At 57.5% G+C, this 26,381-nt stretch carries 22 protein-coding genes; 9 read left to right on the forward strand and 13 right to left on the reverse strand.

Translation table 11 applies throughout. The annotated features are described in order from the left end of the window. Positions 1-37 precede the first annotated feature (37 nt). The 3 genes from R84865_RS00365 to gcvH all read right to left on the reverse strand — a co-directional run bounded on the left by R84865_RS00365 (position 38) and on the right by gcvH (position 4,762). Positions 38-1,270, reverse strand: a complete 1,233-nt coding sequence (locus R84865_RS00365; RefSeq protein WP_435638533.1) for a M20/M25/M40 family metallo-hydrolase — start codon at positions 1,268-1,270, stop codon at positions 38-40. An 87-nt stretch (positions 1,271-1,357) separates the two neighbouring features. Then, a complete protein-coding gene (gene gcvP / locus R84865_RS00370; protein ID WP_435638534.1) occupies positions 1,358-4,249 on the reverse strand; it encodes an aminomethyl-transferring glycine dehydrogenase in 2,892 nt (963 codons plus the stop codon). Between the two features lie 123 nt (positions 4,250-4,372). Beyond that, entirely contained in the window at positions 4,373-4,762 is a 390-nt protein-coding gene (gene gcvH, locus R84865_RS00375) for a glycine cleavage system protein GcvH (protein ID WP_435632418.1), read from the reverse strand. Positions 4,763-5,409: 647 nt separating this feature from the next. Here gcvH and gcvT point away from each other — a divergent pair. Next, positions 5,410-6,525, forward strand: coding sequence for a glycine cleavage system aminomethyltransferase GcvT (gene gcvT / locus R84865_RS00380; RefSeq protein ID WP_435637719.1), 1,116 nt, complete (start codon positions 5,410-5,412; stop codon positions 6,523-6,525). 160 nt (positions 6,526-6,685) lie between these two features. On the opposite strand, the gene R84865_RS00385 is transcribed toward gcvT, so the two are convergent. From R84865_RS00385 to R84865_RS00415, 7 genes are all read right to left on the reverse strand, one after another. After that, positions 6,686-7,339 carry an alpha-ketoglutarate-dependent dioxygenase AlkB family protein gene (locus tag R84865_RS00385; RefSeq protein WP_435638535.1) on the reverse strand — a complete coding sequence of 218 codons (654 nt, stop codon included), beginning with the start codon at positions 7,337-7,339 and terminating at the stop codon, positions 6,686-6,688. Positions 7,340-7,356: 17 nt separating this feature from the next. After that, positions 7,357-7,917, reverse strand: coding sequence for a phosphatase PAP2 family protein (locus R84865_RS00390; RefSeq protein ID WP_435632421.1), 561 nt, complete (start codon positions 7,915-7,917; stop codon positions 7,357-7,359). Beyond that, a complete protein-coding gene (locus R84865_RS00395) occupies positions 7,910-9,106 on the reverse strand; it encodes a glycosyltransferase family 4 protein (protein WP_435638536.1) in 1,197 nt (398 codons plus the stop codon). Before R84865_RS00395 ends, R84865_RS00390 begins: the two co-directional genes overlap by 8 nt. Next, the gene (locus R84865_RS00400; protein WP_435638537.1) at positions 9,106-10,041 is read right to left on the reverse strand and encodes a LysM peptidoglycan-binding domain-containing protein; all 936 of its coding nucleotides are present in this window, start codon (positions 10,039-10,041) and stop codon (positions 9,106-9,108) included. The genes R84865_RS00395 and R84865_RS00400 overlap by 1 nt, the downstream gene beginning before the upstream one ends. 9 nt (positions 10,042-10,050) lie before the next feature. Further along, complete coding sequence (locus R84865_RS00405) at positions 10,051-10,416, reverse strand: hypothetical protein (RefSeq protein WP_435632424.1); 366 nt, start codon at positions 10,414-10,416, stop codon at positions 10,051-10,053. Positions 10,417-10,480: 64 nt separating this feature from the next. Further along, positions 10,481-11,017 carry a response regulator transcription factor gene (locus tag R84865_RS00410; protein WP_435632425.1) on the reverse strand — a complete coding sequence of 179 codons (537 nt, stop codon included), beginning with the start codon at positions 11,015-11,017 and terminating at the stop codon, positions 10,481-10,483. Positions 11,018-11,323: 306 nt separating this feature from the next. Further along, entirely contained in the window at positions 11,324-12,592 is a 1,269-nt protein-coding gene (locus tag R84865_RS00415) for an ATP-binding protein (RefSeq protein ID WP_435638538.1), read from the reverse strand. A gap of 851 nt (positions 12,593-13,443) precedes the next feature. Here R84865_RS00415 and R84865_RS00420 point away from each other — a divergent pair. The 3 genes from R84865_RS00420 (at position 13,444) to R84865_RS00430 (ending at position 16,912) form a co-directional block, all read left to right on the forward strand. Further along, positions 13,444-15,030: a peptide chain release factor 3 gene (locus R84865_RS00420; RefSeq protein ID WP_435638539.1), complete on the forward strand. Its 1,587-nt coding sequence runs from the start codon at positions 13,444-13,446 to the stop codon at positions 15,028-15,030. Positions 15,031-15,358: 328 nt separating this feature from the next. After that, the gene (gene mscL / locus R84865_RS00425) at positions 15,359-15,832 is read left to right on the forward strand and encodes a large conductance mechanosensitive channel protein MscL (protein WP_435632428.1); all 474 of its coding nucleotides are present in this window, start codon (positions 15,359-15,361) and stop codon (positions 15,830-15,832) included. Positions 15,833-16,138: 306 nt separating this feature from the next. After that, entirely contained in the window at positions 16,139-16,912 is a 774-nt protein-coding gene (locus R84865_RS00430) for a TatD family hydrolase (RefSeq protein ID WP_435638540.1), read from the forward strand. Positions 16,913-16,954: 42 nt separating this feature from the next. Here the strand turns inward: R84865_RS00430 and ygfZ are convergent, their stop codons facing one another. Then, positions 16,955-17,896 carry a CAF17-like 4Fe-4S cluster assembly/insertion protein YgfZ gene (ygfZ, locus tag R84865_RS00435; RefSeq protein WP_435638541.1) on the reverse strand — a complete coding sequence of 314 codons (942 nt, stop codon included), beginning with the start codon at positions 17,894-17,896 and terminating at the stop codon, positions 16,955-16,957. Between the two features lie 154 nt (positions 17,897-18,050). Here ygfZ and R84865_RS00440 point away from each other — a divergent pair, with 154 nt between their 5' ends. The 5 genes from R84865_RS00440 (at position 18,051) to R84865_RS00460 (ending at position 24,169) form a co-directional block, all read left to right on the forward strand. After that, positions 18,051-18,239 (forward strand): cation transporter, encoded by a 189-nt coding sequence (locus R84865_RS00440; protein WP_435632431.1) that lies wholly within the window; start codon positions 18,051-18,053, stop codon positions 18,237-18,239. A gap of 169 nt (positions 18,240-18,408) precedes the next feature. Then, positions 18,409-20,436 (forward strand): excinuclease ABC subunit UvrB, encoded by a 2,028-nt coding sequence (uvrB, locus tag R84865_RS00445; protein WP_435638542.1) that lies wholly within the window; start codon positions 18,409-18,411, stop codon positions 20,434-20,436. Then, on the forward strand, positions 20,436-21,254 hold the full coding sequence (nei, locus tag R84865_RS00450; RefSeq protein ID WP_435638543.1) for an endonuclease VIII: 819 nt from the start codon (positions 20,436-20,438) through the stop codon (positions 21,252-21,254). Before uvrB ends, nei begins: the two co-directional genes overlap by 1 nt. Positions 21,255-21,552: 298 nt before the next feature. Beyond that, complete coding sequence (gene cls, locus R84865_RS00455; protein ID WP_435632434.1) at positions 21,553-22,977, forward strand: cardiolipin synthase; 1,425 nt, start codon at positions 21,553-21,555, stop codon at positions 22,975-22,977. Positions 22,978-23,248: 271 nt separating this feature from the next. Further along, positions 23,249-24,169 (forward strand): LysR substrate-binding domain-containing protein, encoded by a 921-nt coding sequence (locus R84865_RS00460; RefSeq protein ID WP_435638544.1) that lies wholly within the window; start codon positions 23,249-23,251, stop codon positions 24,167-24,169. Between the two features lie 85 nt (positions 24,170-24,254). Here R84865_RS00460 and R84865_RS00465 read toward each other — a convergent pair whose 3' ends face one another. Continuing rightward, entirely contained in the window at positions 24,255-25,199 is a 945-nt protein-coding gene (locus R84865_RS00465; RefSeq protein ID WP_435638545.1) for a nucleoside hydrolase, read from the reverse strand. 93 nt (positions 25,200-25,292) lie between these two features. Next, positions 25,293-26,207, reverse strand: a complete 915-nt coding sequence (locus R84865_RS00470; protein WP_435638546.1) for a ribokinase — start codon at positions 26,205-26,207, stop codon at positions 25,293-25,295. Between the last annotated feature and the right edge of the window lie 174 nt (positions 26,208-26,381).

A 26,381-nucleotide genomic window follows, 5' to 3' on the forward strand; every position in this document is an offset into this window, starting at 1 on the left:
GGCAGAGCGTTGAGCGATGGTGCAATGCAGCAGGCGGTTAGGCCTTGTCGCCACCCTGATGAGAAAGGGTGGTCACTTCATCGAGGCGTACGTGCCCATCGGTAAAGGCTGCGCGCGCATCGGGCAGCGTATCCAGCAGTTGGATAGTGTGCGTTAGCGCATGGATGGCGGCGACTAAATCACGGGTGTTGCCGGTTTCCGAAATGGTGTGCATGTTGCGAATCGGGAAGCCCACCGAAGTAGCAGCGCTATCGACCGAGGCCAACGCGGCGGCCATGCCGTCGGTGCCGGTATCGCGACCGGTAACGTCAAGCTGAATCGGAATGTCGTTCTGCTGTGCTGCTTTCTGAATGAAATGGTTAAGCGTGGCGCTGGTTACCGCGCCTACCGCCAGAGTGAAGCCCTTGCCCATCTCCAGCGGCTGTACGCGCTTGTCGCCGATGCCGGGAGCCGCCACATAGTCGTGGTTGACGTCGACACCTACCACGGCATCGGGCTTGAAGCTTCCGGCCAGTACGCGGCTGCCAAAGCGGCCGATTTCTTCGTGAGTGGCCATCGCAAACAGCACGCGTACCTTCTCGGTACCGCCTGCTTCAGCGATCAGGCGTGCTACCTCGGCAGTCACATAGCAACCGAGCCCGTTATCGAGGTAGGCACCGTAGAAGGTGTCAGGACTGAAACCACGGCGAACAGGACGGTTGAAGATAATCGAATCACCGGGGCGAATGCCCAGGTTCAGCACCTGCTGCTTCTTGTTCTCGCCCCAAATCTGTAGATCGACGTAGATCTGTTCCTTGCGAATACCGCGCTCGCCGCTGCGGGTTGGCGCATCAGCAAAATGAATGGCGCCCAGCGCTTCAACGGTGCCGCCGTCGATACGACGATACTGACCGGGCTGTTCGGGATCTTCGCTGAACAGAGACACTTCGTGACCAACCAGCACATTGGGAAGCATCGAATCAGTATTGACCCAAATCTTGCCATCTTCGCCAATCGAGCGAACCTGCATGCGAATCTTGTCGGCATGTCCGATCAGCATGATCGAGAACAGGTCATCGCGCCCGGGATGAGTGTCGAGCACGATCCCCGCATTGCCCTTGAACTGGTGAATATGCCAATCATCGAGCTTGATGCTTTCCAGACGTGGCTTTAGTACGCCGTACGTCATTGCACCTTCCAAACCTACCGGGCTTGGCGCGGCCAGAATTTCCTTGATCAACTCGAACTGCTCGTCGGGCAGCGATTGCTGCCAAGGGGCGCTGTCAGTCATGGTGCTCTCCTGTGATTGTTCGTTTATGTGGTCGACTCGTATCCTTGGGCGCGCTAACGGTTGTCGCGCAAGCGCTCAGTCGTTGGGTCAGGCATCGCGGTATGCTTCGATGGGAGCGCAGCTACAGACAAGATGACGATCACCAAAGACGTTATCGACGCGGTTTACTGATGGCCAGAACTTGGCGATCCGCGTTGCTTCGGTAGGGAAGCAGGCGAGTTCGCGCGAATAGGGATGTTGCCAATCCGAGACCAGATCACGCTGAGTATGGGGCGCGTTAATCAACGGATTGTCGTCGGCCGGCCACTCGCCGGATTCAATGCGTTTGATCTCGGCATGGATGGCCAGCATGGCATCGCAAAAACGATCGAGCTCAACCAATGCTTCCGATTCGGTCGGCTCGATCATCAGCGTACCTGCCACCGGAAACGACATGGTGGGGGCGTGGAAGCCATAGTCCATCAAGCGCTTGGCGATATCCTCTTCGGAAATGCCGCTGGCGGCCTTGAGCGGGCGAATATCGATGATGCATTCGTGGCCAACGTGACCGCCGCTGCCGCGATAGAGCACCGGATAGTGCTGCTTGAGGCGCTCCGCGATGTAATTGGCGTTAATCAATGCCTGCTCGGTGGCCTTGCGCAGCCCTTCACCGCCCATCATGGTGATATAGGCCCAACTGATTGGCAGAATCGACGCGCTGCCGAAGGCGGCTGCCGACACTGCGAGACTGCGTTCGTCGACACCATTGATCGGGGTGACCGGATGATTGGGCAGCCAAGGGGCGAGATGCGCTTTGACGCCGATGGGGCCCATCCCGGGACCACCGCCACCGTGGGGGATACAGAAGGTTTTGTGCAGGTTAAGGTGAGAGACATCGCCACCGTAATCACCGGGACGACAGACGCCCACCTGAGCGTTCATGTTGGCACCATCGATATACACCTGACCACCGCAGCGGTGCACGATGTCGCACGCTTCGCGCACGTTGGCTTCAAACACGCCGTGGGTGGATGGGTAGGTGATCATGATCGCGGAGAGATGGCAGGCGTGCTGCTCGGCCTTGGTGCGCAGGTCATCAAGATCGACGTTGCCTTGATCATCGCATTCAACGACCACCACCTTGAGCTGCGCCATCGCCGCAGAGGCTGGATTGGTGCCGTGCGCTGAGCTGGGAATCAGGCAGATATCGCGCTGTCCTTCGCCTTGCGCCTGCTGGAAGCGGCGAATCGCCAGCAAACCTGCATACTCTCCTTGAGCACCAGAATTGGGCTGCATCGATAGCGCGTCGTAACCGGTGATTTCGAGCAGTGCGCAGGAGAGCTCGTCGATCAGTTGGTAGTAACCCTCTACCTGAGAGCTCGGCGCGAACGGATGTATATGGGCAAACTCAGGCCAGCTGATAGGCAGCATCTCGCTGGTCGCATTAAGCTTCATGGTGCATGAGCCCAGCGGAATCATCGCATGGGCCAGCGACAGATCCTTATTCTCAAGCCGCTTCAGATAGCGCAGCATTTCGGTTTCTGAGCGATAGCGCTGGAAGACCTGCTGCGTTAGGTAGGGCGTTTTGCGAAGCTCGCTGTCGGGTAGCGCGACCTGCTGACGAACCTGCTGATCGAGCACCGCGATACTGAGACCGTGTCCTTCTCCAAGCAATACATCAAACAGAAGCCTGATGTCCGGGCCCGAGGTAGTTTCATCAATGCTTATTCCTACGCCGCCATCAGCACGGTAGCGCAGGTTAATCTGGGCCTTCTCGGCGCGCGGCCTGATCGAATCAACGTCGAGGCCATCCAGCGTCAGGGTGTCAAAATAGCGTGAGTGACGTAACAGGACTCCGTGAGAAGCTACCCCATGGCCGAGCATGTGGGCGAGGCGATAAACACGGTTGGCGATCTCCGCGATGCCTTCAGCGCCATGATAAACAGCATAAAAGCTGGCGATGTTAGCCAGCAGCGCCTGAGCGGTGCAGATATTGGACGTCGCCTTTTCACGGCGAATATGCTGCTCACGGGTTTGCATCGCCATGCGTAATGCCGGTTGGCCGTGAGCATCGCGCGAAACGCCGATAACGCGGCCCGGCATGGCGCGCTTAAGCGAGTCAGTCACGGCGAGAAAGGCTGCATGAGGGCCACCGAACCCCATCGGTACGCCGAAACGCTGTGCTGATCCGAGCACCACATCGGCGCCTCGCTCACCAGGGGCTTCCAATAGCGCCAAACTTAAAAGATCAGCAGCAACACAGGCCATCGCGCCTTGCCGGTGCGCCGCATTAATCAGCTCTTCCAGCTCGACAACTTCGCCACTTTCCCCCGGGTAGGCAAACAACGCACCGAACACGTCGTAACGATCCAGTTGATCGGTGCTGTCTACAATCAGCGTGAAGCCTAGATACCTGGCGCGCGTGCGCAATACATCGAGGGTTTGCGGAAACAAATCAGCGGCGGCGAAGAAGGCGTTGCACTGCTTGGCTTTTTTGTTGCCGCGCGCGCATAGCGCCATCGCCTCTGCGGCGGCGGTGGCTTCATCGAGCAACGACGCGTTGGCCAGCGGCATGCCGGTAAGGTCGATAATGACTTGCTGAAAGTTGAGCAGTGCCTCCAGCCGGCCCTGGCTGATTTCAGGCTGATAGGGGGTATAAGCGGTATACCAGCCGGGGTTTTCCAGTACATTGCGTGCGATAACCGGCGGCAGCGTCGTACCGTAATAGCCCATTCCAATGTAGCTTTTGTGCACCTGATTGCGGCGAGCTATTTCCTTCAGATAGCGCAGTGTGTCGCGCTCACTGAACGGAGTCTTCAACGCGAGAGGCTGCTGCAGCCGGATATCAGCAGGGATGGTGTGATCCAGTAACGCCTCAACGGAGGGCTCGCCAATGGTGTCGAGCATAATGGCGTTATCAGTGGAACTCGGCCCGTTATGACGGGAGATGAAATCGTCCTGAGCAATAAGCTCGGACAGCGCTCGAGTGTCGAGAGGCATTGGCGTTGACTACCTGCTACGGTGAAATCCGCCGCCTGCGCCGATCGACGCAGGCCAACATACGGGAGACGCGGCGTGACTGACTGCCGCTATGAAGATATAGAGCCAGTGCGGCTGAAACGTTTACTCGTTCTCGATCAACTCGGCGTACGCGGCTGCATCGAGCAGGTCGCCAATAGCGCTGGTGTCTTCCACTCGCAGCTTCAACAGCCAAGCGTCGCCATAAGGACTATCATTGAGCTGCTCAGGCTGATCTTCAAGTGTCGTATTGATATCCACTACTTCCCCAGACAGCGGCGCATATAAATCCGAAGCGGCCTTTACCGATTCGACCACGCCAAACTCCTCTCCAATGCTTAGATGGCTGCCTGCTTCCGGCAACTCAACAAACACTACATCACCCAAGGCCTGCTGAGCGTGATCGGTGATCCCGATGGTGACGGTGCCGTCGCCGTGATCGAGTACCCATTCGTGACTATCGGAGTAACGGAGCTGCTGCGGGATTTCGCTCATGATGAGAGTCCAATACAAAAAATGAAAAAGTCGGATGGAGTCGATTATGCCTCAGCATCAGTGGGCGGGGAAGCGTGCTCCCTTTAGCCGAGGTAGGCCCAGCACTGGTTACGACTGCATCGCGCGGTAAAGTAAGTTGAGACAGCAAAGGCTCGTTGTTGTCATTCTTGTAACAAGCACTACTGAATATCTATCGAAAATCGAAGACCAGTAGCATGTCTTTTTATGGTTACTCTGTAAAGTCCTCTGCGTGGCAGCAGACAGCGGCTCGTTAACGCTGTTGACTACACTCATGCTGGCCGAAAGTACCAGGCAGTCAAGGGCCACTACCTCGGCGCAAGAGTGCTACACTGGGCGCTCCGCGGCGCTTGGCTCTAGGGATGCTGCTGGTAGAGTGCGCTTTGGCCGGGTGATTGTCGGGCGTGTTTCGGCAGGCTGACGAGGCATATACGCGGCGTTTATTAACTTTCCCTTAAGAAACTATTTCAACTGGCGCTTACCGTTCGAGCGCGATGCTTAAAAAAGAGCGGCGACGCTGACGCAGGGTGATCGAACTGCCCAACACGCCCCCTGGCTGTTTGACGGTTCCCGTATAGCACTGCCTCTGCGCGCTTCTCAACCCAGCAATGACAACAAAAGGTATGGCTATGTGTGGTTTGAAGCGTACTGCTCTATACGATCTCCATTGTGAGCTAGGTGCCAAACTAGTGCCCTTTGCCGGCTACGAAATGCCGGTGCAGTATCCGCTGGGCGTGAAGGGGGAACATCTTCATACGCGTGCCAAATGCGGTCTGTTTGATGTATCGCACATGGGGCAGATTGAGCTTCGCGGCTCACAGGTAGCAGAGCGTCTCGAAACGCTAGCGCCAGCGAATTTCATCGGGCTGGGTGAAGGTCAGCAGCGCTATGGGTTATTTACCACCGAAGACGGCGGTATCTACGACGACTTCATGACCGTTAACGCGGGCGATCATCTCTATCTGGTGGTAAACGCTGCCTGCAAGGAGCAGGATCTGGCGCTGCTGCGTACCGGTTTGGGCAGTGACGTCGAGGTTACTCTGCGGGACGATCGCGCACTACTCGCGCTACAGGGCCCCTCTGCACATGCGGTGATGCAGACCGTGCTGCCCGAAGCAACGCAATTGCTATTCATGCAGCATGGGCGATACCAGCACGAAGGCCAGGATATATGGGTAAGCCGATCGGGCTATACCGGCGAAGATGGCTTCGAAATATCACTGCCCAATGCTTACGCCGAGCGCTTCACCCGCACGCTGTTGGAACATCCTGAAGTAGGGGCCATCGGGCTGGGTGCACGCGACTCGCTGCGTCTCGAAGCGGGGCTATGCCTGTATGGTCATGACATCGACCAATCGACTGATCCGGTGGCGGCCGGTTTGATCTGGGCCATTGGTAAGGCGCGCCGTCAGGGCGGTGAGCGCGAAGCAGGGTTCCCGGGGGCTAACGTGATTGTATCGCGGCTGATTGAGCGTGATGACGCACGCCGTCGGGTTGGGCTGGTGGCGGAAGGGCGTGCTCCTGTGCGTGAGGGCGCGCTATTGTTTAGCGCCGATGATCGCGAAGTGGGCAAGGTAACTTCCGGCACCTTTGGCCCATCCTTGGGAAAACCGATCATGATGGCGTACGTTGAGTCCGATCAAGCGGCGCTGGGAACGCAGCTTTTCGCCGAGGTGCGTGGCAAACGGCTGCCGGTGGTGGTTAGCAAGATGCCGTTCGTTCCCGCAAATTATTATCGTGGTTAAGCGGTTCAGGAAGTAGAAAGCACAACGCCCGCTGGAAATAGCGGGCGTTTTTACGTGTGCTTTTGACGTTTGGTCGCGGCCTGGATCGAAACAGCGAGCGCCTTCGTGAGCCTTCGATGAAGCGGAAAACCAGCCCCCGTGCTGCCTGGCAGCGTGATAATCAACCTGCCGCGACAATCGATCGGAAGGTCAGATTAATACGCAAGCCACCTCGACTGCGGGCGGGAATGCCATGCTGAAGCAGTCGCTGCGAATCCGGCCCCATCACCAGCAGGCTGCCATGCGGAAGGCGCAGATTAAACGCATCTCCTGATACCCCCGAGGCTGGTTTGAAGCGCATATCGCGAGGCTCACCCAGACTAATCGACCAGATGATGGGATTGGGGCCGAGCTCTGGCTCGTTATCACTGTGAAAGCCCATTTTTTGTTGGCCGTCCTGATAGCGATTTAACAATACGCTATTAAGCGGCGGTGGCTGATGCCAGCCTAATTGGAGGGCTGCTTCATGCTGAATCGCGTTAAGGCGCTGACATAGCGTAAGCAACAATGGCGTCCAGGGAGTGGGCTCGAAATCGCGGCCCGAGTACCGATAGCGGCTGTTCGCATCCCCCATCCACACCTGACTGCGTGGAATGGTGTGCCGTTTGCCGAACAGGGTAATGCTGGGCTGCTGCCATTCAAGCTCACTATCAAGCTGTTCGAGCAGCTGGTTTGCTTGTGCAGCAGGAAGCCAGTCAGAAAGCAGCCACAACGGCCATGGAGAAGAGGCCGTGTGACTGATTAACGCAGTTGCGTCTTGCCTGGGCGAGCTCATTGGGTGGCGTTGATCGCTTAGAACCAGCCCACAAATGCTGAGTTAATGGCATAGATGCCAAGATGGGCAATGGCGAAGCCCAGCAGTGCACCGGCGGCAACGTCGGTGAGGTAGTGCAGCCCAAGAATGACCCGCGAAGCCATTACCACGATGGCGAACGGAACCACAATCGGCAGCAGCTGTGGCACATAGTAGTAGGTGAGGGTGAGAAACATCACCGCATGCAAGGTATGACCGCTGGGGAAACTGTAGCGATCAAGCGGTGGCATGGTGCACGGGATGACGTTATATGAAATATAAGGACGTTCGCGCGCCAGCTTGTTTTTCAGGAAGCGATACACCAGCCCACCAAAGGCGGCGCACAACCCCCAGCTAATGGCGAGTGCCCAATAACGCATGCCATAAAGCACCGGCAGGCTCACGCACAGCACAATCCATGCAGGATAGTCGCCCAGCCAGCTGGCCTTGCGCAGTATCCATAGCAAAGGCTTGTATGCACCGAGGCGCGCTATGCGGTTACAGGCTCGCCACTCAAGCATGTCAAGGCGCTTGAATAAGGGATACATCTTTTCACGCATCCTTCACCTCCTGTGCCTCATGTAAGTAGTGCGTAAATAATACACCTATTTTTTCCCAACTGAGTTCCAGCACTCGTTCGCGTGCTTTCTCGCCTTGTAAGCACACGGCCGCTGGATCCGCAGCGAGTTGCTTAGACTTCTCAATGAAGTCAGCGTTATTGTCAAGTGTTATCGTGACGCCATTATGACCGTCACGAATAAGTTCGCTGGCAGCCGCATAATCAAACGCGACGGTAGCCAACCCGCTGGCCATCGCTTCGATGACCACATTGCCATAGGTTTCCGAGCGCGAAGGAAACAGGAACATGTCAGCGCTAGCATAGTAGCGAGCCAGCGCTTCGCCACGCTGGAAGCCGGCGAAATGCGCCCAGGGCAGGCGTTTCTCCATTTCTGCCCGAAGCGGGCCATCACCGACGATCACGGCAATCTGCCGCGGATTAGCCGCTCTCAAGGCTTCCAGGGTTTCGATCAGTAGGCCGACGTTTTTCTCGGCGGCCAAACGGCCAACGTGCAAGGCAACGCTTTGGTCGCTGCCGGCGCACCATTCTTCTCGTAATTCGGGCGAGCGAAATTCAGGCGAGAAGGACGCGGTATCGAGGCCTCGACCCATCACCTCCACGCGCTTGAAACCTTGGTCGGCCATCAGATCGGCCTGCGCACGGGTTGGCACCAGCGTAATGGCGGTCTTGTTGTGGAAGCGACGTAAAAAACTGCGCACGAAAGGGCGCACCACGCGCAGCAGAATGTAATGCTGGCTGTAAAAGTCAAAGTTGGTGTGAAAGCCGCTAACCATCGGAATGCCCAGTTGGCGCGCCACACGCACCGCTACCATGCCGAGCGGGCCTTCGGTGGCGATGTAGAGCACATCGGGGCGCTGCGCCTGCCAAAATGCCTTTAGCCGCGCGGGCATAACCCCGCCCATGTGCACTCCATCGTAATCCAGCACTGGCAGGGCGCGAACCTGAAGTTCCTCATCCATGCGTGGATCGGTACCGCCTTCGTCGGGCGTAGGACGTACCAGCTGCAGCGGATAGCCACGCTGGTGCAGATGATCGACCAGGTGCGACAGGGTATGCGTAACCCCGTTGATTTCCGGGTGCCAGGTTTCGCTAACGAAACACACCTTTCGCACGGCTGGCGCTGCGTCCGCTACCGCAGACGGCTGTTTATCACCACGACGAAGCGACATTACTTTTTAAGCACTCTACGTGGATCGACGGGTTTGCCCGCATGGCGCACATCGAACAGCAGCTGACCTGCGTAACTGCCGCTGCTGCCGACGCTGCATACGGGCGAACCTTGCGATACTTTTTGGCCGACCGATACCTGCAAGGTATCGCACTGCGCGTAAACACTCTGCATGTTATTGGCGTGGTGAAGGATGACCACGTTGCCAAGCTGGCGCATGTTTTCCGCAAATTTAACGGTGCCTGTCTCAGCGGCTTTAACCGCGTGATCCGAGGTAGCGCTCAACAGCATTGGTTCTAACGTGCCGCTGCCGTTCGCGCCGAATTCACGCATGACCTTGGCGTTGGTTAATGGCCATTGCCAGTTTTTCACCGCTGCCGGAATAGGCGCTGCGGGGGCGGCTCGCGATGCTGCGATCTGACGCTGGCGGCTAGCGGAGGCTCCGGCACCGCTGCGAACTCCGTGCTGAGGAATCCAGATCAGGCGCCCAACGCTGAGATTGTTGGCGCTAAGCCCTGAGTTGGCGCTTTGAATGGCAGAGGCCGACGACGAAAACTGTTGGCCAAGTGCCGCGAGCGTGTCGCCCTGGCGAACGCGATAGCGGTAGGCGCCGCTACCAGGGGTACGCTCTTCGCTGTCGGGCAAGCGGATACGCTGACCCACCTCGAGCCGATCAGGGTGAACACTGGGGTTCATACGCATCAAGCGCAGCGCCGGAATATTGTTGCGGCGGGCGATGGTACCCATGGTGTCGCCACGCTCGACGCTGTACCAACCGCCGGCACCTTCACCGCCACCCGATGTGGCACAAGCGCCTAGCGTCAACATGGCGGCGAGCGCTACGGCACCTGCTGAAGGACGAGCGAATCGCTTCAGGATGCTGGTCAAGGCATTACCCGGCAAAGCAGTACGGTGGCGAGGCGGTGCGTAGTTCATGCGGTAACGTCAATCCTTGATGTAGTAGGCGCACGGGCGAGCGGTACGCAATAGCGTGGAGGTTGCGCTGAAAACGGATAAATGACGGCGTACGTGGAACGCCGTGCTCGCCGACTGAGTGTAGTGCCAACGCTCGCTGCGCGCTTTTATAGACGTAACGTAGTAATAAATGAATGCCACGTCAGGTTGGCATAGCGTCCGTGCTTTTACTCGCCAGCCTGAGCGTTGGGCAATCCCAGAATAGCCGATAATTGTCGCATAATCAGCGGCTTCCTTCATTACCCAATAGCGCGTATCGGCAAGCCGATAGCGTACGCGCGCTTGTAATCGCTGCTGCTCGGGCCCGCGAGCCTTTGGTTTGGCTGCATTAATCAACGTCAGTAAGCTGCGTAACGGACCGCGTGAGCGCAGCCAGTTGGGGACTGCACAGCCTATAGGATTAGCGCTTGACCGGACGTTTTTGCAGTTTTCGCTGCAGGGTGCGGCGGTGCATGCCCAGGCTACGCGCGGCAGCGGAAATATTACCGTCGTTTTCCTGAAGCACGCGCTGGATGTGCTCCCACGTTAAACGATTGACCGAGGGGGGATGGCTGGCAATTTCCGCGTCGGGGTCAGGCGCGGTTTGTAGCAGTGAATTCAGCACGTCTTCGGCATCCACCGGCTTGCACAGGTAATTGACCGCGCCCAGCTTGATCGCTTCGACGGCCGTCGAAATGCTCGAGTATCCGGTCAAAATGACCGCCTTGCAGTGCGGGCTGATGCGCAATAGCTCAGGCAATAGCTTGAGCCCAGAGCTACGCTCCAATTTAAGGTCGACGGTGGCATAGGCGGGGGCATGCCGATTGGCTAGAAGCAGGGCGTCTTCGGCAGTGTGCGCGACTTCGACGTCATAGCCTCGCCGCTTGATGGAGCGCTCGAGCACACGGCAGAACAGTTCATCGTCGTCGATGATCAAAAAGGTATTTGCAGATGTCATTACAATCGTCCTTGTCTTGCCAGCCCGTTCACGGTGCCGATGCACGGCTTGCAGCGGTTGTTCGCCTTGGCGCCTTACCCTTCAGCACGCTGGAAACCTACCTTTGACGCAGACGGCAAGGATAGCGCTAGCGGGTGCTTGCCAATAGCCTGCCGCAGTGACATTGGCGCTTGCGGCGCCGCGGTTAAATCATACTTTAGCGTAGCAATATTACCGCAGGCGCTTAAGCGGCCTCCGATAACGCAGGAACTGCCCATAAGCGGGTGCGGTGTGACCATGCATCACAATTATACGCTTGTTCGACGCTTACTGTGCCGAGTAGGCGATCGGCAGTCTGACTTCGGTCAGCGTACCGCCGCCTTCATGATTATAAAGTCTGACACTGCCGCCGAAGCGGTCGAGGGTGGAGTGGGTCAGAAAGAGGCCAATTCCCATGCCCTTCGAATGGGTAGAGATAAAAGTGTCACCCAACTGATCGGCGATCTCTAACGGCACCCCGTCGCCGTGATCGCGGATATCGAAAACGACCTGCTGATTCTCCCAATAAAGCTGTATTTCGATGTTATTAGGGTCGGCGTCGGCAGCGTTGTTGAGCAGATTCATCATCGCTTGCTCAAGTGTCGCATCCACCTCGATAAGCGGAGGGCGGCCCCTGGCCACGTCAAGCTGAAAGTCCATATCGTGGCGCATGACCGTCCAGCGATTGATAACGCGTTTAAACCACTCTTCAGCGCCAATTTCCTCGACGCTGCCTGCTTGCCGCCGTGCGCTGTCCGCAAGCGTGCGCAGGTGGGCCTTGCAGGTATCCACCTGCTGTTTGACGAGCTGCAAATCTTCTTGCAGCTGCGGTTGTCCATCGGCGTCTTCCAGCATATCGCTAACAATCACCGAGATAGTAGAGAGCGGGGTGCCCAGCTCATGGGCGGTACCGGCTGCTTGACTGGCAACGGCAAGAATCTGTTCGCTGCGTAACGCAGCTTCTCTCGTACGTGCCAGCGTACGATCGCGAATGCGCAGCGCCAGTGCCATTTTCGAGACGAAAAAGATCAACAGCACCACACTCAGCAGGAAGGTAATGCCCATCCCGATCACGTGCAGGCTAAAGGGAAGGTTAGGCAGCTGACGTGACAGCTCGGGCACCGGTATATAGCAGAACATCAGCATCAGATAGCTAAGAATTGCCACGCTGGCGATCAGCAGGGTGCTGCGCCAACGCAGCGTTGCGGCGGCGATGGTCACTGGCAGTAGCAGATAGCTGATGGCCGGATTGGTTGCGCCACCGGTCAGGCAGAACAGCAGCGTCAGGCCCGCGATATCAAGCAGCAGGTGCAGTACATATTCCTGATCGCTAACCGCACTGCGCCTGCCAAGCCGCCACCAGGTCAGCAAATTGATAAGGCCCATGGCCATGATGCAGGCAATCACCCACAGCACATTGAGATGAAATTGCAGCACGTTGATGCCAAAGATGATCACCAGCAGAAAGCCTGTCCAGGTGATGCCGCGCATCATGGTCAAGCGCACCAGGTTTTGATTGGGCGTTGAAAGGGCGATCGGCGGAGACGTATGCGGCATGGTGATCTCAATACTGACGAAGGGAACGCAGAAAGCGCAGGCTCAGCATACTCAGCGAAGCGAGCGGGGCTAAGCCTCGGATAATCAAGGAGGTAGTGTAGAGGCTATCCTCGGCGACGGCTACGCCGCGAAGATGAAGCGCCACCGCAAAACACTCGCGTGCACGGCGAGACATTCAAACGGTCATATTATAGTAATAAAACAACAATAATCGGAGGGCTGGCTCGCGCTACGTATCTCCCTCAGCTCTCCCCGTAACAACCTACAGGCTAAAAAAAGCCGGCCCATCATAGGGCCGGCTTCCTGATAATTAATTGCGTAGCGACAAATGCGGTGCAATCGCGCTGCGCCTATCGCTTCGGATCAGCGCCTGGTAATTAGGCAGCTTTCGTCGCAGTCAGCGCTTGTCGTGCCGCTTTTTCAGCCGCACGCCGTTGGCGCATACGCTGATCTTCTTTGAGCATTACTTCGTGAGCGCATCTCATGTTAGACAGCCTCGACGTGGTGGTGTGTGATTGCATTGACCATATTAGACTAAGGTCGCGTCGTTGTAAATTTACTACGTAATTTTATTTCGCGGCAAAATGTCGCGCTGCCGGAAAGGTGCCTAAACGGCTAGGGCAGTCGCGGGCTTCTGGGCGTTTTGGAGCATGGGTAACGCAGTTATGCTAAAGCCCACTCGCGCTGCCCCCCATTCGGATAATCACCCGTGGCACATGCTGCGGCGGTGGGCGCCACGCTCATCGTGCCTAGCGCATCGCCTTGCTGTACAATTACCGCCATTGCTCGCCACGGCATTCCTGTCGCTAGGCTATTTCTGTTTTGGTATACGCACGGTACGTACATTATTCATGGCTGATTCAACTCAAGCGCACGAAGCGTCGATTCGGCGAACGTTCGCGATCATTTCTCACCCCGATGCCGGTAAAACCACACTCACCGAAAAGCTGCTGCTGTTCGGTAATGCCATTCAGGTAGCAGGGGCGGTCAAAAGCAAAAAGGAAGACCGCCACGCGACCTCTGACTGGATGAAAATGGAGCAGGAGCGCGGCATCTCGGTAACTACCTCGGTGATGCAGTTCCCTTACCGCGACCGTATCGTCAATCTGTTGGACACGCCTGGTCACGAGGACTTCTCGGAAGATACCTATCGTACGCTGACCGCGGTCGATTCAGCGTTGATGGTGGTCGACGCCGCCAAAGGCGTTGAGGACCGCACCATCAAGCTGATGGAAGTATGTCGGCTGCGCGACACCCCCATCCTTACCTTCATCAACAAGATGGATCGCGAAACCCGTGATCCCATCGAGGTGATGGACGAAATCGAGACGGTGCTGTCGATTCAGTGCGCTCCGGTTACCTGGCCGGTGGGCATGGGCAAGGCATTCAAGGGCGTTTATCACTTGCTTGAAGACCGCGTCTATCTTTACACCCAGGGGCAGGGTAACCGCATTCCCGATGAGAAATTCATCGAGGGGATTGATAGCAGCGAGCTTGATGAGGTATTGGGCAGCCACGGTGCCGCCGAGCTGCGCGATGAAATCGAGCTGGTGCGCGGCGCTTCCAACGAGTTCGATCTCGATGCCTATCGTCGCGGCGCGCTAACGCCGGTGTTCTTCGGCACCGCGATGGGCAATTTCGGTGTTCGCGAAATGCTTAATGGCTTCGTTGAATATGCGCCAGCACCGCAGGTCTATCACACCGATACGCGTGATGTAGCCTCAGAGGACGAGCGTTTCAGCGGTTTCGTGTTCAAGATTCAGGCCAACATGGATCCGCGCCACCGCGACCGTGTTGCCTTCTTGCGGGTGTGTTCCGGTCGCTACACCCGCAATATGAAGATGCGCCACGTACGCATAGGCAAGGATGTCAAAATCGCCGACGCGCTTACCTTCATGGCGTCTGATCGCTCGCATGTCGAAGAAGCCTGGCCGGGCGATATTATTGGCTTGCACAACCACGGCACTATCCAGATTGGTGACACCTTCAGCGATGGTGAAGAAATGCGCTTCACCGGCATTCCGCACTTTGCTCCAGAGCTGTTCCGTCGCGTGCGCTTGAAGGACCCGCTGAAGACCAAGGCGCTGCACAAGGGATTGCAGCAGCTGTCGGAAGAAGGGGCGACCCAGATGTTCATGCCGCTTAACAATAATGACCTGATTGTGGGGGCCGTGGGCATGCTGCAGTTCGATGTGGTAGCGCACCGGCTGCTGAACGAATATAAGGTGGAGTGCATCTACGAGCCAGTTAACGTGCACACAGCGCGCTGGCTTCAGGCCGATAGCCGCCAGCTTGATGAGCTGAAACGTAAATCGAGTGAAAACCTTGCCATCGACGGCGGTGGCTTCCTAACCTATCTGGCTCCCACGCGGGTCAACCTTCAGTTGATGGAAGAGCGCTGGCCCGACGTTAATTTCCGCGCTACTCGCGAGCATTGAGCGGCCGGTGGGAGCAGTGATTACGCTCCCGCACCGGAATTTTGACACCTTGAGCTGCGCCAATAGTCGAACAATGACGACCGGCTCGCTCAGGGTGTGCAATACCGCGAAAATGCTGTTTGCGCATCTAGGTTAAGATTCACTGAAATAATGTGTAAACTTCGATCATCAGCGGTGCTCCTTCGCTAGCAGATAGCGCAGCTGCGTTGCGCGCTTATGTGCGCCTTGCGGCTACGTGAAGATTCGCTTTAGCGAGAGAGAACTGGTGAACGATTGCGTTAACAGCTAAAACGAAGTAGCGCCTTATACATTATCTCGAGGAGTGGCCATGAAAGGCTTTTTGAAAGACTTCCGCGAATTTGCGGTCAAGGGTAACGTCATTGATATGGCGATTGGTATCGTGATTGGTGCAGCCTTCACGGCCATCGTTAATAATCTGGTGCAGAATATTCTGACACCTTTCATTGGCCTTCTAACCGGTGGCATCGACTTCACTAACCTGTTTGTCACCTTGAAAGAAGGTGCTACAGCAGGCCCTTATCCGACGCTCGAAGCTGCGCAAAAAGCCGGTGCAGTGACCATGAACCTGGGGCTGTTCATTAACTCCATCATCTCCTTCGTGATTGTGGCGTTCGTCTGCTTCCTGCTGGTGCGCGGCATTGCCAAGCTTCATCGCGAGAAAGCAGCGGAAGAAGCTGCGGAAGAGCCAAGCACCAAGGACTGCGGCTACTGCTTCACTGAAGTACCGGTGAAAGCCACTCGCTGCCCGCACTGCACCTCCGAGCTTAACGCTGCCGCTTAGTCTTAGCTGCCGCCTGTGCGAGCGTAGGACTCGCTGGCAAATGCGTTACCATTAAAAGCCGCAGAGATTTACGTCTCTGCGGCTTTTGTATTTATCGAAGTACCGGCATGCTTGTCGCATCCGGGCCGCTCGCCCAGCAGTGATGGGCTCGCCGTAACGCCTCCTCTATCGCGCGCCGGCCATCGCTTGCGCCTGGTTGATAGCCAAACAAGGTCGGAGTGGCATACCCTGCAGTTTCGCCTCCCCTTCGATAGCGGCGATCGTTGTTATCGCCCGCTGTTTTTTCGGTATTCGAGTAACGACGCCATGTTTATAGATGCTCACTGTCACCTGACCGCTTTCGCCTTTGCTGAGCGTCGCGCGCAAATAATAGACGCGGCGCGGGCAGCGGGCGTCTCGGCGTTCATCTCTGCGGCCACCGATAGAGGCAGTTGGCGGTGGCTTTTAGCATTGCGAGAGCACCACTCCGATATCGCTGTTTCGTTTGGCTTGCATCCGTGGTTTGAGCATCGCTTGGAAGGAGTCGATCACGACCTCGATGCGCTGGAAACACTGCTGAGCGATCCGCCGCCGTCGCTGATCGCGGTGGGGGAATGCGGGGTAGATCAACGTTTCGAGAGTGATGCCCAGTGGCAGTTGTTCGATGCTCAGCTAGGGCTGGCCGAACAGTATGGTTTGCCGGTGGTGATGCACTGCGTTCGGCTAAATGACCAAGTCGCCAAGTTGCTGCGCGCGCATCCCCGGCTGGTAGGCGGGCTAATCCATGGCTTCAGCGGGAGTACCGTACAAGCGCAGCGCTTTGTCGACCAAGGCTATCTGGTGGGCATTGGTGGGGCGGTAACCTTCGATCGCGCGCAAAAGCTGCAGCGAGTGGTGAAGGCGTTGCCTGAACACGGTTTTGTGCTGGAAACCGATGCGCCCGATATGCTGCCAGCGTCGTTGCGCGGGGAGGCCGAATACAACGAGCCTGCAAACCTGCGCATTGTCGCCCAGCAAGTAGCGGCACTGCGCAACGTTTCGTTAGCGCAGTTGGCCGACAGTACCACCACCAACGTGCGGCGGGTATTTGGCCACTGGTAGTGACGCTGTGGCGGCTTCAGCCTAAGGGGCGCAGCGCTGTGGTCAGGCGTTGTCGAGCGCGGCCACCTGAGTTTCAGGATCGAGGCGTTCAATCGCATAGGGCAGCGGTTGCTCGGTCAGCAGCACACCATTGACGTATAGCTCGCGCGGCTCGTCACTAAGCGATACCACCGCCAAAAGCTCAGTCGTGCCCTGATAGTATTGCGCGGCGACCACGCTGCCGATGGATCGTTCTTTGGCACTATCGATCACCGCAGCATCACGCTCAATCGCATCGCTGGCGGCGCTGAACCGCGCCAAACGCTTCTTGACCTGGCCGCGGTAATGGGCGCGGGCGACCACTTCCTGACCGGTGTAGCAGCCTTTTTTGAAGCTAATGCCTCCCAGCGCCTCCCAATTGATCATTTGCGGCAGCCAAGCGTCGGATTGGCTCGCGCCGATCCATACAAAGCCCGCTCGGATATCTTCGAACCACCAATGGGCTTGGTCAGCCGTCGCCTCGATGGGGGGCGTACTCACAATCAACCAGCGCTGCTCTCCCAATGCCGCCACGGCGAGGCACTGCGGTTCAGCCACCATCGCACCGCTTAGGGTGGGAAGGGCTGTCAATTCCAAGGCACTCTGCAACTGCGCAGAATCACCGCTGGCACCGGCAATGTGCAGATCGTCGCGTACACTAAGGGTGGCCTTGAAAAACACGCCATACTTGGTGAGATGTGCATTGATCGTGTCGGCAATGCTGGCATCGCACAGCAGCCAATAGCGCTCTGGCTCAGGCCGAATCACCTGTACGTTAGCGATAACACGCCCCTTCGGCGTGCAAAATACCCCAAGCGGAGCATAGCGCCCGTCGGCGTGGGTAAGGTTGGCACTGACCTGGCCTTGCAGAAAGCGTTCGGCATCCTTGCCAGCTACTTCGACAATACTCAGGCCTGGCAGCGCGGCGATTTCTTTGGTGTTAGCGGTAGCAGTGGCGTCGCTCATGGCGCTACGCACTCCTTGAAATTGAAAAGAAAGATTGCGTACCACTATCAGGGCGGTGGTCGGGTATTTCAATCGCTCTTAACGGGTAGGGGCGCTAAAATGGGCAGGCGCCCAGTGCCTGGGCGGTAACATCATTGGCAAAGAGGAAAACGGCATGGCAACAACCCTCACTCTGGAAGGGCTGGCTTCAGTAGCAGATGTAAACAAGGTAACCGCAGCGCTTATCGAGCAGGATGGCGTCGATAACGTTGAGGTAGCACGCGAATGGGCACAGGTAGAAGGCCAAGCGCGTCGCGACGTATTGGTAAAGGCAGTGCACAAGGCGGGCTTTAAGGCGAAGTAATCACGGACCTCGTCGATGGGTTGTAATCGGGAGATTCGGCCTATATGTAGAGAGTCCTTCCGTCTATTGGGTGGTTTGAGCGCAGCACAGGACCGAGTCGTCCGGCGAGCCCTCACCCTGCACGTACCTGGTGGCACCCAAACCGCACCGTATCAATCAGGAGAGAGCGATGAACAAGCCCTTCAGCATCCAGTCGCGTTATCAGCCGGCCGGTGACCAGCCTGCGGCCATCGACGCTCTCGTGAACGGCCTTGAAGCAGGCCTGGCGCACCAAACGCTGCTGGGGGTTACCGGCTCAGGTAAAACCTTCACCATGGCCAACGTGGTGGAGCGCTTGCAGCGTCCTACCATTGTGCTGGCACCCAATAAAACGCTGGCGGCGCAGCTGTATGGCGAGTTCAAGTCGTTTTTCCCCGACAACGCGGTGGAGTACTTCGTTTCCTATTACGACTACTACCAGCCGGAAGCCTACGTGCCATCGTCGGATACTTTCATTGAGAAGGATGCCTCGATCAACGACCATATCGAGCAGATGCGGCTGTCGGCTACCAAGGCGCTGCTGGAACGTCGCGACGCACTGATTGTGGTGTCGGTATCGGCGATCTATGGCTTGGGCGATCCCGACCAGTACAAGCAGATGCGCCTGCACTTCAATCGCGGCGAGCAGATCGATCAGCGCACCTTTCTGCGCCGCTTGGCCGAGCTACAGTACACCCGCAACGATACCGATTTCAGCCGCGGTACCTACCGTGTGCGTGGCGATGTTATCGACATCTTCCCGGCCGATGCCGAGGATGAAGCGGTGCGCGTCGAGCTGTTCGACGATGAAATCGACACCATCAGTCTGTTCGATCCGCTGACTGGCGAGATTCGCAGCAAGGTGCCGCGCATGACGGTCTATCCGAAATCGCACTATGTGACGCCGCGCGAAACCATTCTGGGCGCCATCGATCACATCAAGGGCGAATTGAAAGAGCGTCTCGAGCAGCTTCGCGACAGCAACAAGCTGGTCGAAGCACAGCGCCTTGAGCAGCGCTCGCTCTACGATATCGAAATGATGCTGGAGCTGGGCTACTGCAACGGCATCGAAAACTACTCACGCTATCTATCGGGCCGTCAGCCCGGTGAAGCGCCGCCAACGTTCTTCGACTATCTGCCAAGCGATGCGCTGCTGTTTATCGACGAATCCCACGTCAGTGTGCCGCAGGTGGGCGGCATGTACCGCGGCGACCGTTCGCGCAAGGAAACGCTGGTCGAATATGGCTTCCGCCTGCCTTCAGCGCTGGACAACCGGCCGATGAAGTTCGAGGAGTGGGAAGGCATTATTCCGCAAACCGTGTTCGTATCAGCAACGCCTGGGCCCTACGAAGAAGAGCATGCAGGGCAGGTGGTCGAGCAGGTGGTGCGCCCGACGGGACTGCTCGATCCTGAGGTGGAAGTGCGCCCAGCAACTACTCAGGTCGATGATTTGCTGTCCGAAGCGCGGGCACGCATCGAGGTGGGAGAGCGCGTACTGGTCACCACCCTGACCAAGCGTATGGCCGAAGACCTCACCGAATACCTCGACGAGCACGATATTCGCGTTCGCTATCTGCACTCCGACATCGATACCGTCGAACGTGTCGAGATTATTCGCGATCTGCGTCTTGGTAAATTCGACGTGCTGGTGGGGATCAACCTGCTGCGTGAGGGGCTGGATATTCCTGAAGTCTCGTTAGTTGCCATCCTCGACGCCGATAAGGAAGGCTTCCTGCGTGCAACACGCTCGCTGATTCAGACCATCGGACGCGCCGCGCGTAACGCCCACGGCAAGGCGATCCTTTATGGCGACCGGATTACCGATTCGATGCGCCGTGCGATGGATGAGACCGAGCGACGTCGCGCCAAGCAGATTGCCTTCAACGAAGAACACGGCATTGTGCCCAAAACGGTGCATAAAAGCGTTGCCGATATCATGGAGGGCGCCCGCGCGCATGGTACCCGTAGAGGCAAGAAACGCGCTGATAGCGGTAGCGATAGCGCCGAACAGCAGCCGCTTGAAGCAATGTCGCGGCAGCAGCTTGAGCGCGAGCGCAGTCGGATAGAAGACGCCATGCGCAAGGCTGCCCAGCAGCTGGAGTTCGAACGGGCGGCCCAGCTACGCGATCGCCTGCATCAGCTTAACGAGCGCATGCTCGCGGAAGGCGTGGCTCCCTGATGCCGGAAGGACCCGAAATTCGGCGCGTCGCTGATCGTCTCGACAAGGTGCTGGCGGATCGCCCGTTGGAGAGCGTGTGGTGTGCGTTCGAGAGTATTCAAAAGCGCGCCGCGCATCTTCAGGCACATCGTATTCTGCGCGTGGAAAGCCGCGGTAAGGCGCTACTCACGCACTTTGACGAAGGTTCGGTGATCTACAGCCATAACCAGCTTTACGGGGTATGGCGCGTGGTGTCCCACGGCAGCGAACTTGCTGGCAAGCGTTCACCGCGCCTGCTGCTGTCGACTCAGCGCCACGATGCGTGGTTGCTCAGTGCTTCGGATATCGAACTGCTCGATGAGCGAGAGCTTTCGCAGCATCGCTTCATTGCCGCGCTTGGTCCGGATCCGTTAGCCGCGGATACCGATACCGAGCAATTGCTCGCGCACATTACCCAGCCGCGTTTTGCCTCGCGTCAACTCGGTCCGCTGCTACTGGAGCAGCGTTTCGTCGCGGGCATTGGCAACTACCTACGCTCCGAAATACTGTTCTTCGCTGGGTTGCTACCTGACCATCGGATCAAGGCGCTTTCGCCGTATCAGCAGCGTTACTTGGCAGACACCATCCTGACCATTTGCCGACGCGCCTATCATCATGCTGGCGTGACCAATGCGCAGGCGTGGCGTGCTCCAATGATCGCTGCCGGCCAGCCGCGACGTCGCTGGCGTCATGCGGTGTTCAATCGTGCCGGAGAACCTTGCCACGCCTGCGGTACGCTTATTCAGCGATGCAACATTGCCACGCGGCGACTCTATTATTGCCCGAGCTGCCAAGCCTGATCGACACTGAACGGTAGAGTGTGCTGTAGCGGCGCTGGATAATTTTCCTTAGAAGATACCGCCGCAGCGGCTGAACGCTGCGAGTAAGGCGTCGCCTTATTCGCGCTCAGTGGCCCTCATCCTGATTGCTCACTTGCCTTGGCATAGCGTCTATGCGCGCGCAGCGCCAGGGGCTGGCAGCAACAATCGCCATGCCGTCCAGCGAATCAGGATGATTCCAGCCAGCAGCTCGGTTATCCTCTAGGCATATTTGTTCGGCTGCTGTCAGTGCAGCACGATTTACAGCGGCTGGAAGTGCATGACGGCAATTATCGGCGGGTTATTCATCCTAGTGGTGCATGTTCTGGGCTTTGCCTCGGCCATGCGCGCACTTATGTCGAGCCGCACCTCGCAGGGGGCCATCGCGTGGATTATCTCGCTGATTACCTTCCCCTATGTGGCGCTTCCGGCATTCTGGATTCTTGGACGGCCGCGCTTTTACGGTTATGTCAGTGCGCGTGAAGAGCGTGAGAACGAATTGCGCGATGCTCTGGAAGGTGTGGCAGAGCGCTTTACGCCATTTCTACCTCATCTGCATACTCATAACGGCCGTGTAAGGGCGGTAGAGCGGTTGGCAATGATGCCGCTGACCAGCGGCAATCAGGTTGAGCTATTAATCGACGGCACCTCCGCCTTCGACAGCATGTTTCAGGGCATGGTAGATGCCGAGGAATATGTGCTGATCCAGTTCTTCATTATTCGCCACGACCGCCTCGGGCGAGCATTGCAGCAGCAAATGAAAGCCTGCGCGGCACGTGGCGTGCGCGTCTGCTTTATCTACGATGAAATCGGCAGCCATCAAATGCCAGAGCGCTTTTTCACCGAGCTGCGCTCGGCGGGCGTCGAAGTCACCCCGTTTGGCTCATCGCGGGGCTGGCGGCATCGCTTTCAGGTTAACTTCCGCAATCATCGTAAGCTGATGGTGGTGGATGGTCGTCAAGGCTGGGTGGGCGGTCTTAACGTTGGCGATGAATATCTGGGAGAAAAGCGCAGTGTCGGAGCGTGGCGCGACACCCATATGTCGCTGATTGGACCTTCGGTGCTGGGGCTTCAGGCGGCCTTCTGGGAAGACTGGTATTGGGCCACCGGCGATGTTCTAGCGCTTGAATGGCAGCCGCAGCAGGCACCTCAAGACGATCAGCACGTGATTATCGTTCCCTCTGGACCGGCAGATCGTATCGATACCGCCAGCCTATTGGTGCAGAACGCCATCCATACCGCCAAGCGCCGTATCTGGATCACCAGCCCCTATTTCGTGCCAGACCAAAGCGTTCAGGATGCACTTAAGCTGGCGGCGCTGCGTGGGGTGGAAGTGCGCATCATGATTCCCGAGCGCCCCGATCATTTGCTGGTCTACCTGTCCGCGTTTTCGTTCCTCGGCGAGATGATTCGCGCGGGTGTAGGAATTTATCGCTACCAACCAGGATTCTTGCATCAGAAGGTGATGCTGATTGACGACCACACCGCAGCGGTGGGCACGGTAAACCTCGATAACCGCTCGTTCCGGCTAAACTTCGAGATTACCGGCTATGTGATCGATCATCGCTTTGCTGCCGAAGTAGAAGCGATGCTTAGCAACGACTTTGCCAATAGCCGCTGCGTCGATATCAGTGAAATTACCGATCGTCCGATCTGGCGTAAATTAATGTCGCGAGCGGCCTATTTGCTGGCACCGATACAGTAGCAAAGGCAGCGGCAAGGGAAGTCACACAGTGTGGCCGGTTGTCTTTAAGTCCCGTTTGCGCTTATCACGGATGCCGTGCTTCTGGGCCAGCCAGCACAGCGCATCCGCCGGTCACACAACCGTTCGCGCGAAACGGGCAGGGCTTCATTCGATGTCTACTAGCAAGGCATTTGGCCTAAATACCCATCGCAAACGGTACCGATCTGTCCTTAATACGCTTATTGTTAGCAGCGACAGTATTTTTTGGAAGCAGCGGTGAGCGAGTGAATAAATGAATTTGGAAACCAAGTGGCTGGAAGATTTAGTAGCGCTCGCTGCTGCGCGTAGTTTTTCCGCAGCCGCGCGCAAGCGCTATGTCACTCAGCCCGCGTTCAGCCGCCGCATTCGTTCGCTGGAACAGGCGGTAGGGGCGCAACTGGTCGATCGCTCGACCACGCCGGTTAGCCTGACCGCTGAAGGCCAGCTGTTCTTGATTACGGCGCGAAATTTGGTCGGGCAGCTCAATGAGTGCATTCATCACCTGCGCGGCCTTGAGAGCGCCAATGAAAAGCTCGACGTGGCGGCTGCGCACTCGTTGGCACTCGCTTTCTATCCCAAGTGGATTTCGCGCTTGCAGAAGGGCGTAGGGGAATTACCTACTCGGCTACTGGCAATGAACGTGGGTGATGCGATTCGCCTGCTGCGCGAAGGCAACTGCGATCTGATGCTGGCGTATTACGATCCTGACGCCAATATGCAGCTCGACAGCGAGGTTTTTCCCTCGTTCTCGATCGGGCATGCGCGAATGATTCCGGTTTCGGTGCCAAACGAAGAAGGCGCGCCGCTTTACCGGCTCGACAGCGACAGCGGCGATGTGCCTTATCTCGCCTACACCAGCGATGCGCTGCTGGGGCGAAGCGTGAACACCATGCTCAAGAATAACCCTGTGCGCCGCCGACTCCGCACCGTTTACGAAACGGCGATGGCGGAAGGGCTAAAGGCAATGGCGGTGCAGGGCAGCGGCGTAGCGTGGATTCCCGATTTCAGCGCCCGCGACGACATGCAGGCAGGGCGTCTAGTGCGCGCGGGCGACGGTCAGTGGGATATCCCGTTGGAAGTGCGGCTTTATCGCTGCTCACTGGTACACAAGCCTGGCGTAGAGCAGCTGTGGCGTCGCTTGCAGAAACTGCCGAGGGATATGCTGAAGGCCTGATGCGTTGCCTCTGCATCAAAAAGCCGTGATACCCATCGCTGGGCGTCACGGCTTTTTTGGGCGTATCGCTATATTGCGACGCTAGTTATCGTACTAGCACGCTTTCCATCCAATCAACGGCCGCACGCCCATCGACATCAACGCAGACATCCACCAGTCCGCCTTGCTGCCAACGTTGGTCGGGAGTTTCACGATCTTCGGCAGCAAAGATGGTTTGACCTTCGGCGGGGCCCTCGGTCACCACGCTCAAATAGCCGCGTTGGGTGGTAAATAGCTCTGGGTGGCGCAACCAGGTTACGGCCACGCTATCGTGAGGGCAGCAGCCATCGAGCTGAATGGCATTGCGATAAAACTCGGCGTAGAAGTCGTAGCTGCGCTGCAATACCGGGCCAAGCTCGCCCTGTTTAGCGGCAATGCGCTGCATCCGCTCGGGTTCGATCACGGTGTTAAGGGTGACATCGAGCCCCACCATCGTTAGCGACCAGCCCGCCGTTAGCACGCGCGCCGCCGCGTGGGGGTCCGAGAATATGTTCGCTTCGGCTACCGGAGTAACGTTGCCGCCTTTGGCTATCGAGCCGCCCATCACCACCACGCGTTTTACGCGATCCTTCACGCTCGGGTCCAACTGCAGGGCAGTCGCCAGATTACCCAGTGGGCCCACCGCTACCAGGGTAATTTCACCGGGGCGTTTGCGGGTTTCTTCGATAATGAATTCAGCAGCGGTGGTATCAACGGCATGGCCAGTAACGCTAGGCAACTGCTGATTGCCCAAACCATCGGCCCCATGAATCCAGTCGGGCACCGGGAACGGCTTCTTCACCAGCGGTGCAGCAGCGCCTTGCGCCACTGGAATCGTCTGCCCGGCCAGCTCGGTTAGCAGTAGCGCATTGCGGGTTGCGGTCTCGACATGCACATTACCGAAGGTGGTGGTTAGACCGACCACCTCGATGTCGGGATCAGCCATGATAATGGCGATTGCTTGCGCGTCATCGACGCCAGGGTCGGTATCAAAAATAATCGGAATGGACATTAAAGCTCCCATAGAAACATGCTTCATGGGCGAAGCAGTTAGAATCTCGTTGGCGAATCTAGCCTTGCCAGTGACGTGGTGCTGCCGAATGCGCTAGCCGTGCTGCTCAAGGAAGCGATCCACTTTATCGTACGTTGGAATGCTGCTCGAAGCGCCGGACGCCTGCACACATAGCGCCGATGCTGCGCGCGCGCGCGTTAGTGCCTCCGCTGCGCCAAGCCCCGCAACCCGTGCCGCCAGATAGTAGCCGACAAAGGTATCGCCAGCGGCAGTTGTGTCCTGTGCATCTACGCTGAAGACCGATTGTTCAATGCGGTCGTCGCGATGACCATAAAGGACGCCTTCGCTGCCTAGGGTAAGAATGATTTCAGGCTCAGGGAATTGCGCCATTAACGCGGTTAGCAAGGCATCACTGGCATCGGTGTTCGGGCGCGCGTTCAGAGCGTCGAGCAGCGCTACCGCCTCACCACGATTGACGCACAGCACGGCCAATCGGTTGAGTGGCAGGGTCGCAATCGCCTCGCTCATGGGCGCAGGGTTGAGCGCAATGCTGAGATTTTTATCCAGCGCCTTGTCGAGCAGGGCGGATAGATCACCGCACTCATTTTGCGCCAGCAGCCAGTCGCCGGGCTTGGCTGCGCTGAGCGCATCATCAATCACCTGCGACGGCACCGCGTGATTGGCACCGGCATACAGCACGATGCAATTTTCGGCGTTATTGTCGATCTGGATAACGGCGTGACCACTGGCAACATCATCCAGTTGCGCCAAATAGCTGGTATCGACACCGGACTCTGTTAGGAGCTCGCTAATCCAGCCATCGCCGCGCGCGATGGCACCTATATGGCTGACCTGTGCGCCGGCGCGAGCCAGCGCCAGGCTTTGGTTCGATCCCTTGCCGCCCAAGACCTGAGAATAGGAGAGGCTGGCAAGGGTTTCGCCCGGCGTTACCAGGTGGGGCACGCGATACACGTTGTCGATGTTGATCGAGCCGAAGTTGTAAATCATCTTGCGTCGTTCCGCTTCAGGAAATCTTCGCGAAGAGTACCACGGTGGCGGTCATCTTCGGTACGCTCCCAAACGATTAGTTAAGCCGTGAAGGTAGTAAAGGTCAGAACAACGAGGAGATAGGTGGCACGCATAGTGGACATTCGCGGGCCATTAGCAATGCTTCACACAAAT

Source organism: Carnimonas bestiolae (assembly GCF_051251145.1).
In the GTDB taxonomy this organism is placed as follows: Bacteria; Pseudomonadota; Gammaproteobacteria; order Pseudomonadales; family Halomonadaceae; genus Carnimonas; species Carnimonas bestiolae.